This is a genomic window from Cupriavidus pauculus (assembly GCF_008693385.1).
GTDB lineage: Bacteria > Pseudomonadota > Gammaproteobacteria > Burkholderiales > Burkholderiaceae > Cupriavidus > Cupriavidus pauculus_D.
In genome coordinates, this window is record NZ_CP044065.1 from 859,772 (window position 1) to 877,517 (window position 17,746).

At 66.9% G+C, this 17,746-nt stretch carries 13 protein-coding genes; 10 read left to right on the forward strand and 3 right to left on the reverse strand.

The annotated features are described in order from the left end of the window. Positions 1–60: 60 nt before the first annotated feature. Positions 61–1,512: an amino-acid N-acetyltransferase gene (gene argA / locus FOB72_RS04040; RefSeq protein WP_150371343.1), complete on the reverse strand. Its 1,452-nt coding sequence runs from the start codon at positions 1,510–1,512 to the stop codon at positions 61–63. 875 nt (positions 1,513–2,387) lie between these two features. On the opposite strand from argA, the gene hrpA reads away from it, so the two are divergent. The 6 genes from hrpA to FOB72_RS04070 all read left to right on the forward strand — a co-directional run bounded on the left by hrpA (position 2,388) and on the right by FOB72_RS04070 (position 10,888). Next, positions 2,388–6,209, forward strand: coding sequence for an ATP-dependent RNA helicase HrpA (hrpA, locus tag FOB72_RS04045; protein ID WP_150373736.1), 3,822 nt, complete (start codon positions 2,388–2,390; stop codon positions 6,207–6,209). Between the two features lie 112 nt (positions 6,210–6,321). Continuing rightward, complete coding sequence (locus FOB72_RS04050) at positions 6,322–7,326, forward strand: cytochrome D1 domain-containing protein (RefSeq protein ID WP_150371344.1); 1,005 nt, start codon at positions 6,322–6,324, stop codon at positions 7,324–7,326. A gap of 10 nt (positions 7,327–7,336) precedes the next feature. Beyond that, the gene (locus FOB72_RS04055; RefSeq protein ID WP_150371345.1) at positions 7,337–8,173 is read left to right on the forward strand and encodes a polysaccharide deacetylase family protein; all 837 of its coding nucleotides are present in this window, start codon (positions 7,337–7,339) and stop codon (positions 8,171–8,173) included. Next, positions 8,173–9,168, forward strand: coding sequence for a sterol desaturase family protein (locus FOB72_RS04060; protein WP_150371346.1), 996 nt, complete (start codon positions 8,173–8,175; stop codon positions 9,166–9,168). The genes FOB72_RS04055 and FOB72_RS04060 overlap by 1 nt, the downstream gene beginning before the upstream one ends. Positions 9,169–9,195: 27 nt before the next feature. Next, a complete protein-coding gene (locus FOB72_RS04065) occupies positions 9,196–10,071 on the forward strand; it encodes an EI24 domain-containing protein (protein ID WP_150371347.1) in 876 nt (291 codons plus the stop codon). 13 nt (positions 10,072–10,084) lie between these two features. Then, positions 10,085–10,888, forward strand: a complete 804-nt coding sequence (locus tag FOB72_RS04070) for a competence/damage-inducible protein A (RefSeq protein WP_150371348.1) — start codon at positions 10,085–10,087, stop codon at positions 10,886–10,888. On the opposite strand, the gene FOB72_RS04075 is transcribed toward FOB72_RS04070, so the two are convergent. After that, on the reverse strand, positions 10,889–11,353 hold the full coding sequence (locus tag FOB72_RS04075) for a rhodanese-like domain-containing protein (RefSeq protein WP_150371349.1): 465 nt from the start codon (positions 11,351–11,353) through the stop codon (positions 10,889–10,891). It abuts the gene before it with no gap. Positions 11,354–11,788: 435 nt separating this feature from the next. On the opposite strand from FOB72_RS04075, the gene FOB72_RS04080 reads away from it, so the two are divergent. The 4 genes from FOB72_RS04080 to ntrC all read left to right on the forward strand — a co-directional run bounded on the left by FOB72_RS04080 (position 11,789) and on the right by ntrC (position 16,795). After that, on the forward strand, positions 11,789–13,204 hold the full coding sequence (locus FOB72_RS04080) for a 3-hydroxylaminophenol mutase (protein ID WP_109580754.1): 1,416 nt from the start codon (positions 11,789–11,791) through the stop codon (positions 13,202–13,204). A gap of 279 nt (positions 13,205–13,483) precedes the next feature. Further along, positions 13,484–13,936 carry a DUF4124 domain-containing protein gene (locus tag FOB72_RS04085; protein ID WP_150373737.1) on the forward strand — a complete coding sequence of 151 codons (453 nt, stop codon included), beginning with the start codon at positions 13,484–13,486 and terminating at the stop codon, positions 13,934–13,936. 4 nt (positions 13,937–13,940) lie between these two features. Continuing rightward, positions 13,941–15,128: a nitrogen regulation protein NR(II) gene (gene glnL, locus FOB72_RS04090; protein ID WP_150371350.1), complete on the forward strand. Its 1,188-nt coding sequence runs from the start codon at positions 13,941–13,943 to the stop codon at positions 15,126–15,128. A 119-nt stretch (positions 15,129–15,247) separates the two neighbouring features. Further along, positions 15,248–16,795: a nitrogen regulation protein NR(I) gene (gene ntrC / locus FOB72_RS04095; RefSeq protein WP_150371351.1), complete on the forward strand. Its 1,548-nt coding sequence runs from the start codon at positions 15,248–15,250 to the stop codon at positions 16,793–16,795. A 30-nt stretch (positions 16,796–16,825) separates the two neighbouring features. Here the strand turns inward: ntrC and FOB72_RS04100 are convergent, their stop codons facing one another. After that, the gene (locus FOB72_RS04100) at positions 16,826–17,614 is read right to left on the reverse strand and encodes an HAD-IIB family hydrolase (RefSeq protein WP_150371352.1); all 789 of its coding nucleotides are present in this window, start codon (positions 17,612–17,614) and stop codon (positions 16,826–16,828) included. Positions 17,615–17,746: the final 132 nt, after the last annotated feature.

Here is a 17,746-nt window from a genome sequence, read left to right on the forward strand (position 1 = left end):
TTTTTCGTGTGGCGGTATTGTAGCCAAGGCGGGCGAAGACCGGTCTTGCCCCTGCGCGCCTTACAGTTTCTTCATCAGCACCATCGACTTGCGCTGCCAGTTGTACAGCTTGCGCTTGTCCTCGGGCAGGTCGTCCACGGTGGCATGGACGAAGCCACGCTTGAGGAACCAGTGTTCGGTACGCGTGGTGAGCACGAACAGGCGCTCGAGACCCAGCGCGCGGGCGCGGCGCTCGATGCGCTTGAGCAGGCGCTCGCCGTCGCCGGTGCCCTGGGCTTCGGAGGACACGGTCAGGCATGCCATCTCGCCCATGTTCTCGCGCGGGAATTCGTACAGCGCCGCGCAGCCGAACAGCACGCCATCGTGCTCGATGACCGAGAAGTTGCCGATATCGCGTTCGATCAGGTGGCGGCCGCGCGGTACCAGCGTGCCGTCCGCTTCCAGCGGCGCGATCAGTTGCAGGATGCCGCCGACGTCGTCGAGCGTCGCTTCGCGCAGGCTCTCGAGGTCGGAGTCGGAGATCATCGTGCCCACGCCGTCGTGCAGGAACAGTTCCAGCAGCACCGAGCCGTCCTGCGCGAACGGGATCAGGTGCGCGCGGGGCACGCCGCCCTTGAGCGCCTTGACCAGATGCTGGAGGTAATAGGCGACGTCGGGCGGCAGATGGTTGTTCTGGAGCCGTTCGACGGCCGTGCGCAGCGACATCTCGGGCATCAGCTTGCCGACGGGGTCGGGCACGCCGGGCACCTCGGTGATGAAGATCAGCTTGTCGGCGCGGAGCGCGCTTGCGGTGGCGCTGGCCACGTCTTCCATCGAGAGGTTGAACGCCTGGCCGGTGGGGGAGAAGCCCAGCGGGGAGAGCAGGACGACCTTGCCGTGGGACAGCGACATGCGCATCGATTCGCCGTCTACCTTGCGGACGAGGCCCGTGTGCTGGTAGTCGACGCCGTTGACGATGCCGACGGGGCGCGCGGTGATGAAGTTGCCGGAGATCACCGAGAGTTGGGCACCGGCCATCGGCGTGTTCGGCAGGCCCTGGCTGAAGGCGGCTTCGATGTCGAGCCGCAGTTCGCCGGCGGCTTCCTTCGCGCATTCGAGCGCGGCGTTGTCGGTAATGCGCACGCCATCGGCGTAGCGCGACTCTACGTGGCGCAGCGCGAGTTGCTCCTCGACCTGGGGGCGAGAGCCGAACACGAGCACGATCTGCATGCCCATGGCGTGGAGCAGGGCTACATCGTTGACGAGCGCGGTCAGCACGCCGGCCTTGACCAGTTCGCCGCTGAAGGCGATGACGAAGGTCTTGCCGCGGAACGAGTGGATGTAGGGCGCTACGGCGCGGAGCCAGTCGACGAATTGCTGGCGGTCGGGGCCGGAGGCGTCGGTATCGGCGCTGGCGGCCGATGACGGGATCGGCGTCGCGGGCGCGCTCACGGGCAATACGGGGGACAGCGCGGCGGGGGGCTCTGCGGGGGGCTCCGCTGCGTCGGGGGATGTGTCGGTTCGTGCGTTCATGCGGCGGATTATAATCCCCGCCAATGTCAGCACAACGTCCTGCCCAGCCTCCCGGCAAGCCATCGCAGCCCGGCGGCAAGCCTACTCCTCGAACGACCCGCGAATCGGTGCCCGCGCCGGGGCAAGGGAACGCGCCTCGCAATGCGCCCGAACGGCCGCCGGGGCCGTCCCGCCCGGCACAATCGCCGCCCGCCGCAGGCGCACCGCGCCCGTCCCACGACGGCGAACCCACGCGCGATGGGCAATCCGCCCGCGACGCCCGCCCGCCACGCGAAGGCCAGTCCGCGCGCGATGGGCAGTCCGCCCGCGACGCTCGCCCGCCACGCGAAGGCCAGCCCACACCCGATGGGCAGTCCGCCCACGACGGTCGTCCGCCACGAGAAGGCCAGCCTGCGCGCGATGGGCAGTCCGCCCGCGACGGTCGTCCGGCCCGAGAGGGGCAGCCCGCACGTCAGGCGCAGTCGGCTCGCGAGGGGCAGTCGGCCGATGGCGGCCGTTCGGCACGAGAGGGGCAGGCCGCGCGTGAGGCCCAGTCGGCCCGCGACGGTCGTCCGGCGCGAGACGGGCAGCCCGTGCGCGAGGGGCAGTCCGCCGATGGCGGTCGTCCGGCGCGAGACGGGCAGCCCGTGCGCGAGGGGCAGTCGGCCGATGGCGGCCGTCCGGCGCGAGAGGGGCAGGCCGCGCTAGAGGCGCAGTCCACCGACGGCGGTCGTCCGGCGCGGGACGGGCAGCCCGTGCGCGATGGGCGGTCGGCCGACGGCGGTCGTCCGGCGCGAGGCGGGCAGTTGGGGCGTGAGGCGCAGCCGGGGCGCGAGGCGCAGTCGGGGCGTGAGCCGTCGGCCGGGCGCGACGGTCGGCCCCCGCGGCCGCCGCGGATGGCGAACCCATTGCCGCCCATCACATTCCCGGAAGCGCTACCGGTTTCGGCGCGCCGCGACGAGATCGCCGCCGCGCTGCTGGCCAACCAGGTCGTGATCGTCGCCGGCGAGACCGGCTCGGGCAAGACCACACAGTTGCCCAAGATCTGCCTGTCGATCGGCCGCGGCCCCGTGCGCGCCGGCGACCCCCCGGGCAAGACCGGCGGCCTCATCGGCCACACCCAGCCCCGCCGGATCGCGGCCACCTCCACCGCCAAGCGCATCGCGCAGGAACTCGGCTCGCCAGTCGGCGAGCACGTCGGCTACCAGGTGCGCTTCAACGACACGATGTCCCCCGGCGCGTCCATCAAGCTGATGACCGACGGCATCCTGCTGGCGGAGACGCAGAACGACCCGCTGCTGCGCGCATACGACACGATCATCATCGACGAGGCCCACGAACGCAGCCTCAACATCGACTTCCTGATCGGCTACCTGCGCCAGATCCTGCCGAAGCGTCCCGACCTCAAGATCATCATCACCTCGGCGACGATCGACGCGAAACGCTTCGCCGAGCATTTCGCGCACAACGGCAAGCCCGCGCCGGTCATCGAGGTCAGCGGCCGCCTGTATCCGGTGGAGGTGCGTTACCGCCCGATCCGGGAGGACGCCGCGCCCAACGGGAGCACGCCCCCGACGCCGAAATCCGCACAGGCGAAGGAGCGCGACCTCTACGACGGCATCGTCGATGCCGTCGACGAACTGTGCCGCCTGGGCCCGGGCGACGTGCTCGTATTCCTGCCCGGCGAGCGCGAGATCCGCGAAACCGCCGAGGCGCTGCGCAAGCACCACCCGCCCCACACCGAGATCCTGCCGCTGTTTGCAAGACTGTCCGTGCAGGAGCAGGAGCGCGTGTTCAAGCCCTCGGGCGCGCGCCGCATCGTGCTGGCCACGAACGTCGCCGAGACCTCGCTCACGGTGCCCGGCATCCGCTACGTGGTGGACACGGGCCTCGCGCGCGTCAAGCGCTATTCGTACCGCAACAAGGTCGAGCAACTGCAGATCGAAGCCATCTCGCAGGCCGCGGCCAACCAGCGCGCGGGCCGCTGCGGCCGCGTGGCGGACGGCGTCTGCATCCGCCTGTACGAAGAGAGCGACTTCGCGGGCCGCCCGCGCTTCACCGATCCGGAAATCCTGCGCTCGTCGCTCGCGGCCGTCATCCTGCGCATGAAGGCGCTGCGGCTCACGGACATCGAGTCGTTCCCGTTCATCGAGCCGCCGCTGGGCCGCGCGGTGGCCGACGGCTACCAGCTGCTCCAGGAACTCGGCGCCGTCGATGACGCGAACCAGCTGACCGCCACGGGCCGCCAGCTGGCCAAGCTGCCGCTCGACCCGCGCGTGGCGCGCATGATCCTGGCCGCGCGCGAGCAGCATTGCCTGCGCGAAGTGCTGATCATCGCGAGCGCGCTGTCCGTGCAGGACCCGCGCGACCGTCCGCAGGAGGCGCAGGAAGCCGCCGATCAGGCCCACCGCAAGTTCTTCGACGACCGGTCCGACCTCCCTTCGGAATTCCTCGGCTGGGTCAAGCTGTGGAAGTGGTTCGAGGACGCCGTCGCGCACAAGAAGAGCAACAAGCAGTTGCAGGACCAGTGCCGCGCCAACTTCCTTTCGCATCTGCGGCTGCGCGAATGGCGCGACGTCCATTCGCAGCTGATGACGACGGTGACGGAGCAGGGCTGGCGCCTCAACGAGAGCGAGCCCACGTACGAGCAGGTGCACAAGGCGCTGCTGACGGGCCTGCTCGGCAATATCGGCTGCAAGCTGGACGAAGGCGATTCGCGCGGGCGCGAGTATCTTGGCGCGCGCGGCATCAAGTTCCACCTGTGGCCGGGCTCGCTGATCGCGAAGAAGGTCGGCCGCTGGATCATCGCGGCCGAGCTCGTCGAGACGAGCCGCCTGTTCGCGCGCACGCTCGCGCGCATCGAGCCCGAATGGCTGGAACAGGTGGGCAAGCATCTGCTGAAGGTCAGCTGGAGCGATCCGCACTGGGAGAAGAAGGCCGGCCAGGTGCTCGCGCTCGAGCGCGCCACGCTGTACGGACTCGTCGTCTACCAGCACCGGCGCATCCACTACGGGCCGATGAACCCGGCGGAAGCGCGCGAGCTATTTATCCGGCGCGCCCTCGTGGAAGGGGAGTTCGACACGCGGCTGCCGTTCTACGCGCATAACCAGCGGCTCGTGCGAGAGATCGAGAACCTCGAGCACAAGTCGCGCCGGCAGGACGTGCTGGTCGATGACGAACTGATCTACGCGTTCTACGACCGCGCGGTGCCGGCCGACATCTACAACCAGGTGTCGTTCGAAAAGTGGTACGAAGCCGAGTCCGGGAAGGATCGCAAGCTGCTGTACCTGAACCGCGACGAGCTGATGCGGCACGAGGCCGCCGGCATCACCACGGACCTCTTCCCGAAGACGATGGCGGTCGCGGGCGTGGACATGGGGCTCACCTACCATTTCGAGCCCGGCAGCCATCGCGACGGCGTGACGCTGACCGTGCCGCTGTACGCATTGAACCAGGTACGTCCCGAGCGCGCGGAATGGCTCGTGCCCGGCATGATCAAGGAGAAGGTGCATCTGCTGCTGAAGTCGCTGCCGCAGAAGCTGCGCCGCCATTGCGTGCCACTGCCCGACTATGCGGCGGGCTTCGTCGCGCGCCAGCCCTTCGGCGAGGGCGATCTGCTCGACGTGCTCATTGCCGATATCCGCGAACAGACGGGCACGATGATCAAGCGCGCGGACTTCAAGCTGGAAACGCTGCCCGCGCACCATGCGATGAACTTCAAGGTCATCGACGAACACGGCCGCCAGCTCGACATGGGCCGCAACCTCGCGCAATTGCGCGCGGAGTTCGGCGGGCAGGCGCAGCAGTCGTTCCAGACCATCGCGGCGCGGGATGTGCCGGCGGCCGAAGCCGGCCAGTACGAGAACCTCACGTCATGGTCGTTCGGGGAACTGCCGGAACTGCTCGAGATCCGCAAGGGCAGCCAGACGCTGTTCGGCTACCCCGCGCTCGTCGATCACGGCGATCATTGCGACGTCGAGGTTTTCGACGATCCGCAGGAGGCCGCGCGCGTTCACCATGCGGGCCTGCGCCGGCTGTTCGCGCTGCAGCTGCGCGAGCAGGTCAAGTTCATCGAGAAGAACGTCCCGAACCTGCAGCAGATGGCCATGCAGTACATGACGCTGGGCACGCAGGAACAGTTGCGCGAGCAGATCGTGCAGGTGGCGCTGGACCGCGCGTGCCTGCAGGCGCCGCTGCCGCGCAACGAGGCCGAGTTCAACACGCGCAAGGACGAGGGGCGCGCGCGGCTGTCGCTGCTCGCGCAGGAAATCGCGCGGCTCGTCGGCAGCATCCTGGCCGAGTACGCGGGCCTGCCGCGCAAGCTGCTGCAGGCCAAGCCGTATGGCGCTACCTATCAGGACATGGAGGCGCAGCTCGGGCGATTGATGCACAAATCGTTCGTCATCGATACGCCGTACACGCAGCTCGTGCACTATCCGCGCTACCTGAAAGGCATGGCGATGCGCGTTGACAAGCTCAAGGGCGATGCCGCGCGCGATGCGCAGCGGCTGCAGGAGATGACGCCGCTGATCCAGCAGTGGCAGCGCGCCGAAAAGCAGCTGCGCACGCAGGGCCGCGGCGCCGCCGACGCGCGGCTCGACGAATTCCGGTGGATGCTGGAGGAGTTGCGCATCGCACTTTTTGCGCAGGAATTGCGAACCCCTGTGCCCATGTCGGTCAAACGACTCCAGAAGGTCTGGGAGTCCATGCAGCGCTGAAGCGGCGACAGGGACACGCGATGGTAAGAAATTATGTGGCGTCATCGAAAAGTGGCGCCCAAACGTTAGAATGCGCGATTCGTCATCAGTGAACGGTCTTATGCTCGTCGGAATGCGTCGTGTGACTCGTTGGAGTCGTGGAGTGGCTGGCGCGATTGGCGCCGCGGCCCTCGGTCTGGGTTTGGGACTGGCCCTCGCCGCGCCCGCGCGGGCCGAGGTCGTCGTAGTGCTCAATTCGGGTGACGCTACCGTCACGCTGATCGACAAGGATACGCAAAAGGTCCTCGAGACCTTTCCGGTCGGCAAGGAGCCGCACCACCTGATTGCCACGCCCGACGACAAGTCGCTGATCGTGGCCAACGCGGTCGGCAACGACCTCGTGTTCGTCGATCCGGTCACGGGCAAGGTGCAGCAGCGTGTGCCCAATATCGACGACCCGTATCAGATCGGCTTCTCGCCGGACCAGAAGTGGTTCGTGGCCACGGGCAACCGGCTCGACCGCGTCGATGTCTACCGCTGGGATGGCCACGCGCTCAAGATCGCCAAGCAGTTCCCGCTCGGCCGCACGCCGAGCCATATCGCGTTCACGGCGGACAGCAAGATCGCGTTCATCACGCTGCAGGACTCGAACCAGATTGCCGCGATCGACCTGACCACGCTCAACGTGATGTGGGTCATGGAAGCGGGCTCCGCGCCCGCCGGAGTCTGGGTCACGCCGGACCAGAAATACCTGCTCGTGGGCATGACCGGGGCGGACTATGTCGCCGTCATCGACTGGCATACGCGTACCGTGGTCAAGCAGATCCAGACCGGGAAGGGCGCGCATAACTTCCGCGCGGTGGGCGACCGCCGCCATCTGTTCCTGACCAATCGCGTGTCCGGCACCATCAGCATCATCGACCAGCAGACGCTGTCGAAGGTAGGGGACATCACGGGCCTGCCGCCTGGTCCCGACGACATGGAACTGACCGCCGACGGCAAGACGCTCTGGGTATCGTGCCGCTGGGCGCGTTCGGTGGCCCTCGTCGATGTCGCCACGCGCAAGGTCGTGAAGACGATTCGCGTCGGCAAGTCTCCGCACGGTATCTATTTCCGCACGCGCGCGCCGCTCTACTGAACGAACCATCATGCGCAAGATCCTGACGGTGCTGGCTTCGGCCGTGGCGGTTGCCGCGGGTGCGGCCGCATGGATGGCGGCCGCGCCGGCCATCGCGGCCCCGGCGACAGATAACGCCGCCTGCCGCGCGGGCACGCTGTACCTGACGTTCGACACGGGCAGCATGAGCCAGGCCGAACTCATCGCGCGCACGCTGCGCAAGCACCATATCCGCGCGACGTTCTTCCTGGCCAACGAGCCCACGATCCATCGCGACAGTTCCCTCGACCCGAGCTGGGCGCCATACTGGAAGTCACTGGCGGCCGATGGGCATGTGTTCGGCACGCACACGTTCGATCACGTCTACTTTCGCGCGGTGCGCGACGGCAAGGTGATCATGCGTCCGCAGTTCGGCGCCGAAGGCGGCAGGGACGTGGCGATGACGGCCGAGACGTTCTGCGGGGAACTGCGCCGCAGCGCGCAGGCGTTGCAATCGATGACCGGTCAGCCGATGGCGCCGCTGTGGCGCGCGCCCGGCGGCCATACGTCGCAGCAGACGCTGCAGTGGGCGGAGCAGTGCGGTTTCAAACACGTGGCCTGGGCGCCGGCCGGCTTTCTCGGTGACGAGCTGTCGTCGGAACGCTTCCCGAACGACAAGCTGCTGGCCCGCGCGCTGCGCGACCTGCGCGATGGCGACATCACGATGGCGCACCTCGGTATCTGGTCGCGCAAGGACCCGTGGGCGCCGGCGGTGCTGGAGCCGCTGATCACGGGGCTCGAACAGAAGGGCTTCTGCTTTGCGACGCTGCGCGAGCATCCCGCGTACAAGGCGTGGTTCGCGCAGCAGAAGAAGGAGGGCGCACGCTGATGTGGGACGCGTTCACCAACTGGATGTCGGGCTGGATCGGCCAGATCGAGGGCTCGGTGTTCCAGAACGTCGTGCTGCCCGTGGTCTACGATCTCGGCTTCGGCGGCTACGCGGAAGAGGCGTTCACGGGCACCGAATGGCTGCTCGCGGGCATCGTGCAGATCGCGGTGATGATCCTGATCCTCGGCCCGCTCGAGAAGCTGCGGCCGGTGGAGCCGGTGACGGACCGCCCCGCGGTCCGCGTGGACATCCTGTACACGATGATCCATCGGCTCGGGCTGTTCCGGCTCGCGATGTTCTTCGTGCTCGACCCGCTCAGCGACCTGATCGAAGGGCATCTGCGGCTGCTCGGCTGGCAGCGCATCAACGTCGAGGACTGGTGGCCCGCGGTCACGTCGTCGCCCATCGTCAGCTTCCTGATCTACCTGATGCTGTTCGACCTCGTCGACTACTGGTATCACCGTTTCTCGCACACTTACCGCTGGTGGTGGAGCCTGCATGCGCTGCACCATAGCCAGCGGCAGATGACGCTCTGGAGCGACAACCGCAATCACCTGCTCGACGATATCCTGCGCGACACCGTATTCGCGGTCATCGCGCTGGCGGTCGGCGTGGAACCGTCGCAGTACATCCTGCTGGTGGCGCTGTCGCAGCTGTTGCAGAGCCTCCAGCACGCGAACCTGCGCCTGCACTTTGGCTGGCTCGGCGAGCGGCTGCTGGTGTCGCCGCGCTTCCATCGCACGCATCATGCGGTGGGGCTCGGTCACGAGACGCCGGGCAAGGGCGGCAAGCCCATGCGCCTCGGCGGCTGCAATTTCGGCGTGCTGTTTCCGTGGTGGGACATGATGTTCGGCACGGCCGTGTTCACGGACCGGTACTACCCGACCGGCGTGCGCGACCAGATGCCGCCGCCGGCGGGGAAGAACCGCGACTATGGCCGCGGTTTCCTCGCGCAGCAGTGGTATGGCGTCAAGCGGCTGCTGCGTATCAATTGAGCAGCGGCCTGTGCTAGGCTCCTTGCCATGAACGATATCCTCCGCGCTTTCGGACGCGCCCTCGTCAGTCAGTTCCACCCCCGCATGCTCGCGCTCACCGTGCTGCCGTTCGTGCTGGCCACGGTGCTCTGGGGCGGGCTGCTGTGGTGGGGGTGGGAGCCGATCATGAACACCACGCGCCTGCTGCTGGAAGGCTCGGTGTTCACGAGCTGGATCTACGCGGCGCTCGATTGGCTGAACCTGCAGTCGCTGCGTTCCGTGGTGGCGCCGCTGTTCGTGCTGATGATCGCCGTGCCGCTCGTCATCGCGTCGATGCTGGTCTTTATCAGCCTGTGCTCGGTGCCGGCCGTGGTGCGGCACCTCGAACGCAGCTATCCCGATCTTGCCAAGTCGCACGGCGGCAGTGTGTTCGGCAGCGTCGTCGCGTCGTTCGGCAATACGTTCGTGTTCCTGCTGCTCGTGATCGTCACGCTGCCGCTGTGGCTGGTACCGCCGTTTTTCGCGCTGATTCCGCCGGTGCTATGGGGCTGGCTGACCTACCGCGTGATGACCTACGACGCGCTGGCCGAGCATGCGACGGCCGAGGAGCGCAAGACGCTGATGAAGCGCCATCGCGGCGCGCTGCTGATGATCGGCATCGCCGTCGGCCTGCTGGGCTCCGCGCCCACGCTGCTGTGGGTCTGGTCGGCGATGATCATCTTCCTGTTTCCGGTCGTGCTCGTGGGGACGTTATGGCTCTACGTGCTGATCTTTATCTTCTCGGCATTGTGGTTCGGGCACTTCTGCCTGCGCGCGCTCGCACAGCTGCGCGCGGAGCGGGTGGGCGCGGCCCCGCCGGCGCCGCCGGGCGGCGACATCATCGATCTTGCGCCGTCCGATATCCGGCGCATTGAACCATCCTGAAGCGGGGGCAAACATGGGTTTCGGCCTGATCGTCATCGGTGACGAGATTCTGTCGGGGCGGCGCGAGGACAAGCACATGCGCCGTGCCATCGAGTTCCTGGGCGCGCGGGGCCTGGCGCTGGAGTGGGCCGAGTATATCGGCGACGATCGCGAGCGCATCACGGCCACGCTGCGCCGCACGCTCGCGGGCAGCGACGTGGTGTTCTGCACGGGCGGGATCGGTGCGACCCCCGACGACCATACGCGCCAGTGCGCGGCGGCGGCGCTGGGCGTGCCGCTGGCCCTGCACCCGGAGGCGCGCGAGCTGATCGCGCAACGGATCGTGGAGACGGCCAACGGCGATCCGGTCAAGGCCAACCTCGACCTTCCGGAGAACCGGCACCGGTTCAAGATGGGCGAGTTCCCGGTCGGTGCGCGGATCATCCCGAACAGCTACAACCGCATTCCGGGCTTCTCGGTGGCCGACCATCACTTCATGCCCGGCTTCCCGGTGATGGCGTGGCCGATGATGGAGTGGGTGCTCGACCACTACTACTCGCACCTGTTTCACCTCGCGCGCGAACAGTCACGCGCGTTCTACGTGTTCGAAGCGCCCGAGTCCACGCTGACGCCGCTCATGGAGCAGGTGGAATCGGCGTTCGAGGGCATTCGCGTGTTCAGCCTGCCGTCGGTCGGCGACGTCAGCCGCGGCGACCGCTTTGCGCGGCGCCATATCGACCTGGGCGTCAAGGGCCCCGAGGCACTCGTGGGCCCGGCCTACGCGATGCTGCTGGACGGCGTGCGGGCCATGGGCTTCGAGATCGTGGAGCAGGGCTGATCAGGCGCCGTGCCACGGCAGGCCGCGGAAGCACCAGCCTTCCACGGTCTTGCGGTGATAGTGGTCGTCGCGCGGACCCTCGAACCCTTCCAGCACGTCCATCGCGTATTTGAAACCGGCTTCCGTCGCCACGCGCGCGGCGTGCTTCGAGCGCGCGGCGCTGCGGCACAGAAACAGCACGGGCGTGTCCTCGCCGACGCGGGCGCGCAGTTCGGTCACGAAGTTCGGATTCTGCGTGCCGCCCGGATAAGTGGACCATTCGACATGCGCGAACTGCGCGTCGGGCAGGTCCACGCCACCCACCCAGTCCAGTTCCGCCTGCGTGCGGACGTCGACGAGCACCGCCGTCGGGTCGGCCTGCAGCAGCGCATAGGATTCCTGCGGCGTCAGGGCGCCGAAGTAGGCAAGCTGGTTTTGCTGCTGGCGCGCCTTGGCGGCCTGAAGGAGATCGTCTCGGGTGGTCATCGCGAATGTCGGTGTGGGGGATGAAAGGAAGGGGGGATGAAAGGAATGGGCGCTATTCTAGCGCTCTCGTTCCTCGAAATTGCGGCCACGCATCGTTGCGGTGCATTGGCACCAAACAAGTGCTTTCTCTTGCCTCTTGCACCATGTTGGTGTTTGATGGGTAAGGCGGCGAGACGCCGGGTAGCGGTGCATGAATCGCGCTTGCGGCACTTTGCCGATTGCATGCAATCCGGTATGGCGCGTCGCGGTGCGGGCTCGCGCGCAGGTGCACATTTTTCGGGACTTGCAGGTGCAAAGTTGGTTTTTGTTGGCATGCTTTCTGCTAACATTCCTCGTCCCTTTTGGGGCGGTTTCCACAGGGCTGGCGCGGGACCGTCTCAATAATGGCTTTCTCAGATTGCTGCTCAGATTCAGCCGAATTTCCAGGAGATAGGCATGGCCCAAAGCGTTGCAGATGTAATGAAGCTCGTGAAGGAAAACGACGTCAAGTTCGTCGATTTCCGCTTCACGGATACCAAAGGCAAGGAACAGCACGTCTCGGTGCCGACGTCGCACTTCGATGAAGACAAGTTCGAAAGCGGCCATGCATTCGACGGTTCGTCCATCGCCGGCTGGAAGGGTATCGAAGCTTCGGACATGCTGCTGATGCCGGATTCGAACACCGCTCACATCGATCCGTTCTATGAAGAGCCGACGCTGGTGCTGACCTGCGACGTGATCGAGCCGTCCGACGGCAAGGGTTACGACCGCGACCCGCGTTCGATCGCGCGCCGCGCGGAAGCCTACCTGAAGAGCTCCGGCCTGGGCGACGCCGCCTACTTCGGTCCGGAACCCGAATTCTTCATCTTCGACGGCGTGACCTGGAACGTCGATATGCAAGGCTGCTTCGTGAAGATCCAGTCCGAAGAAGCCCCGTGGTCGGCCGGCAAGGAATTCGAGCACGGCAACAGCGGTCACCGTCCGGGCAAGAAGGGCGGCTACTTCCCGGTTGCCCCGATCGACACGTTCCAGGACATGCGTTCGGAGATGTGCCTGATTCTCGAATCGCTGGGCATCCCCGTCGAAGTGCACCACCACGAAGTGGCTGGCCAGGGCCAGAACGAAATCGGCACGAAGTTCAGCACGCTGGTGCAACGCGCCGACTGGACGCAGCTGCAGAAGTACGTGATCCAGAACGTCGCGCACACCTACGGCAAGACGGCCACGTTCATGCCGAAGCCGGTCGTTGGCGACAACGGTTCGGGCATGCACGTTCACCAGTCCGTGTGGAAGGACGGCCAGAACCTGTTCGCGGGCAACGGCTACGCCGGCCTGTCGGAATTCGCGCTGTACTACATCGGCGGCATCATCAAGCACGCTCGCGCGCTGAACGCGATCACGAACCCGGGTACCAACTCGTACAAGCGTCTGGTGCCGGGCTTCGAAGCTCCGGTGAAGCTGGCCTACTCGGCACGTAACCGTTCGGCGTCGATCCGTATTCCGTATGTCGCGAACCCGAAGGGCCGTCGTATCGAGACCCGTTTCCCGGATCCGCTGTGCAACCCGTACCTGGGCTTCTCGGCGCTGCTGATGGCCGGTCTCGATGGCGTGCAGAACAAGATCCACCCGGGCGAAGCTGCCGACAAGAACCTGTACGATCTGCCGCCGGAAGAAGACGCGAAGATCCCGACCGTCTGCGCGAGCCTCGACCAGGCCCTGGAACACCTCGACAACGATCGCGAGTTCCTGACCCGCGGCGGTGTGTTCTCGAACTCGATGCTGGACGCCTACATCGAGCTCAAGATGGAAGAAGTCACGCGTTTCCGCATGACGACGCACCCGATCGAGTTCGACATGTACTACTCGCTGTAAAGCGAGATCGCTCCGGATTGTGACCTGGCTTGCCGGGTTGTGACCGGACAACAGTAGCACCAGAAAGGGGCGGCCTCGGCTGTCCCTTTTTGTTTGGCGGCGCGGGATGCTCGCTAGAATGGGGCTCTTTTCATAATAACGGGGTCAATGTCCATGAACGATATCTGGGAAGCCGCCGGCGACGACGTCGCGCACCGTGGCGCGGCGCGGTCCGGGCGCGCGGCTACGCACCATCTTCGTGTTGCTTTCCCCATTGTGGGGCTCGCGCTGGTGCTGACGATGTGGAACTCGCCGGCCGCCGCGCAGTCTTCCGACGTGTATGTGTGCACGGGCCCGAACGGCGTGCCCGAGTACCGGAACGGCAATGCGGGCAAGGGCTGCAAGAAGCTGACGCTGCCCGACGTGGTGACGGTGCCCGGTGGCGCGCGTCCGCAGACGAGCCGGGGCACGGCGGGCGCGGCGTCGCCGACGTCGTTCCCGCGCGTGGACGGTGCCACGCAGAAGAGCCGCGACGGCGAGCGCCGCGGCGTGCTGGAGCAGGAGTTGCAGAGCGAAGAGGCCAAGCTGGCGGCCCTGCGCGCCGAGTACAACAACGGCGAGCCGGAACGTCAGGGCAACGAGCGCAACTATCAGAAATATCTCGATCGCACGGCTGCGCTGCGCGACGACATCGCGCGTAGCGAAGCGAATCTCGCGTCGCTGCGCCGCGAGCTATCCAACCTGAAGGACTGATCTCATGCGTCGCCTGATTCGCGGTGTTTCACGGAAGGTAACCGGGGCCGACCGCGCCAAGAACGATCCCGCGGTACAGGATCCCGCGACACAGGCGAGCCCCGAGCAGGCGGCAAACGTGGTACCGCTGGGCGACGTGGCGTTCCACCCCGGGCTGGACGTGATTGCCAACCCGGTGCTGCTCGTGCGCGGGACGGGCCTGCATGTCGTGTACGCCAATCCCGCGTCCGAGGCCGCGTTCGCGATGTCGCGGCGCGCGATGGTCGAGCTGACGCTGCCGGACCTGTTCGGCGAGTCCGAGGAAGTGCGCAGCATGATCGAGAGCGTGACCGCGCGGCAGGTCGATGTGCGGCGCCAGGACCTGCTGCTGCGCCCGCCGTTGCAGGAGCCGCTGCACGCGCACGTGGTCATCGGCGCGATCGAGGGCCATCCGTCCACGGTGCTGGTCGAGCTCATGCACAACGAGCAGAAGCTGCGCAGCGACCGCGAGGAGCGCCTGATCGACCTGACCTCCGCGAACAAGGAACTCATCCGCAATCTCGCGCACGAGATCAAGAACCCGCTGGGCGGCATTCGCGGCGCGGCGCAGTTGCTCGAGTTCGAGCTGCCGGAGCGCTCGCTGCGCGAGTACACGCAGGTGATCATCAAGGAGTCGGACCGGCTGCAGACGCTCGTCGATCGGCTGCTGGAGCCGCATCGCCATCCGCATATCGTGTCCGAGCTCAATATCCACGAGGTGCTCGAGCGCGTGCGCTCGGTGGTGCTGGCCGAGTTTCCGAACGGGCTCGATATCGTGCGGGACTACGACGCGAGTCTGCCCGAGCTGCGTGGCGACATGGAGCAACTGATCCAGGCCGTGCTGAACATCGTTCATAACGCGGCGCAGGCGCTCCACGAGCGCATTGCGCGCGGCGATGCGCAGATCATTTTGCGAACGCGTGTGGCGCGCCAGGTCACGATTGCCAAGCGTCTGTACAAGCTGGCATTGGACTTGCATGTGACAGACAACGGCCCGGGCATCCCCGAGGACATACGCGAACGCATCTTCTATCCGCTGGTATCGGGACGGGATGGCGGCAGCGGACTCGGTCTCACACTCGCTCAAACCTTCGTGCAGCAGCACGAGGGCTTGATCGAATGCGAGAGCCGGCCGGGCTTTACCGACTTCCGTATTCTGCTGCCGCTGCATTAGTCGCCCGTTCGGCGTGTCGTGCGGGCAGAGCGGGTCCAACAACAGGGGCTCGCCAGCAGGGGCCCGCTACCAGCGGGGATACGGGGGACCACATGACACCGAGCAGACAAGCGACGCACATGAAGCCGATCTGGATAGTCGACGACGATCAATCAATCCGCTGGGTCCTGGAAAAGGCCCTTGCCCGTGAAAGCCTGCTCTCCCGCAGTTTTACCAACGTGCGCGACGTGCTCGCGGCGCTGGAGGACGACGAGCCGCAGGTCCTCATCTCCGATATCCGCATGCCGGGCGGCTCCGGCCTCGACCTGCTGCAGGCCATCAAGGCGCGTCATCCGGGCCTGCCCGTGATCGTCATGACCGCGTACTCGGATCTCGACAGCGCGGTGGCGGCGTTCCAGGGCGGCGCGTTCGAATATCTCGCGAAGCCGTTCGACGTGGACAAGGCCGTCGAGCTGATTCGCCGCGCGCTCGAAGAGAGCCTGCGCGAGGAAGAGATGGACGACCGCCTCGTCGATGCACCCGAGATCCTCGGGCAGGCACCGGCAATGCAGGACGTGTTCCGCGCGATCGGCCGTCTTTCGCAATCGAACGTCACGGTGATGATCACCGGCGAGTCGGGCACGGGTAAGGAACTCGTTGCCCGCGCGCTGCACAAGCACAGCCCGCGCGCGAGCGGTCCCTTTATCGCGCTGAACACGGCCGCGATTCCGAAGGACCTGCTCGAGTCCGAACTGTTCGGCCACGAGCGTGGCGCGTTCACGGGCGCGCAGACTATGCGCCGCGGCCGCTTCGAGCAGGCCGAGGGCGGCACGCTGTTCCTCGATGAAATCGGCGATATGCCGTTCGACCTCCAGACGCGCCTGCTGCGCGTGCTGTCGGACGGCAACTTCTATCGCGTGGGCGGCCACAACCCGCTGCGCGCGAACGTGCGCGTGATCGCGGCCACCCACCAGAACCTGGAGACGCGCGTCAAGGAAGGGCTGTTCCGCGAGGACTTGTTCCACCGCCTGAACGTGATTCGCCTGCGCCTGCCGCCGCTGCGCGAACGGCCGGAAGACATCACGCTGCTGGCGCGCCATTTCCTGCAGAAGAGCGCGAAGGAACTCGGCGTGGAGCCGAAGCGCATGTCGGACGAGGCGCTGGCCTATGTCAGCACGCTGCCGTTCCCCGGCAACGTGCGCCAGCTGGAAAACCTCTGCAACTGGCTGACCGTGATGGCGCCCGCGCAGACCATCGAGGTCAAGGACCTGCCGCGCGAGATGATCGGCGGCGGCCTGCCCGAGAGCGGCGCGCCGGCGCGCACGCCGGAGCGCGTGGGTGGGGGCGAGTACGAGGCGATCGAGTCCGGCGACTATGCCATGGGCCTGTCGGGCGACGGCGACACGATGGTGGCCACGCGTCCCGTCAATGTCATGCCGGGCCTCGTCGTGCCGGCGTCGGCCGCGGCGGTCTCGGCCAGCTGGGAAACGCTGCTGGCCGCCGAAGCCAAGGCCATGCTCGAGGCCGGCCAGCCGGACGTGATGGACGCGCTCACGCGCCGGTTCGAGAAGTCCGTACTGGAAGCCGCGCTCGGCGTCACCCGCGGCCGCCGCGTGGAAGCGGCGACGCGCCTTGGCATCGGGCGCAACACGATCACGCGCAAGCTGCAGGAACTGGGCTTCGATTGATCGCGGGCGGGAGGGCGATCGGCGGCGCGCTCAGCGTGCCGCCAGCAGCCGCTCCGCCATCTCCGCGAATCCCTCGCCGCCCGCGGCATCGGTCACGTAGGCCGGTGCGACGGGCAGCGACGGCAGGACCTCGCGCACGTTCGCCACGCCCACCGACAGCGGAAAGTGCCCGAACATCGCGGCGTCATTGGCCGAATCGCCGATGAACAGCCACTCGTCGCGGCCGTCGTCGATATCCCCGCCCAGCAATTCCCGCACGCAGGTCCGGCTCATCGACAGCTTGTCGTGCGCGCCGAACCAGCCATTCACATGGATCGAGCTGACCGTCGCGGTCATGCCGGCCTCGGTCATCATCGCCGCAATCCGGGCCACCGCCTCCGGCGGCAGCTTCGGCACGTCTTCCGCATGATCCACGGCGAGGTCCGCCGCGTGCCAGGCCTGGTCCGAGGCCAGCGCGCAGCCGGGCACCTCGCGCACGATCGCTTCCCCCAGCGCGCGGATGCGCGCGAGATTGCGCGCCCGGGTCTCGGGGTCGTCGAGATAGCGCGTGACCAGCTTGCCCGCGCGCAGATGACAGTAGAACGCGCCGTTCTCGCCGATGATCGCGTCCACGGGCCATAGCCGGGTCAGGATCTCGGCCCACGCGATACAGCGTCCCGTGACCGGAATCACGTGGAGGCCGGCCCGTTTCAGGCGGTCGAGCGCGGCGTAGGTGGCGGCGGGCAGGGCGCCATCGGTGGTCAGCGTGCCGTCGATATCGGTCAGCACGCCACGAACGCGGCGCAGGGCCGCGGCAGACAGGGAGGCGATTGGTTGCATGGCCGCGCATTGTACGCAAACCGTGCGCGCATGGCGCGACCGTTTTTCTGCGGCGTCAAGCGTGCCGTGTCGCAAAAAAGCTGCAATATTTCCGTCACAAACCGGGTTTGTCCGGTTTCCCCCGCGAGGCGA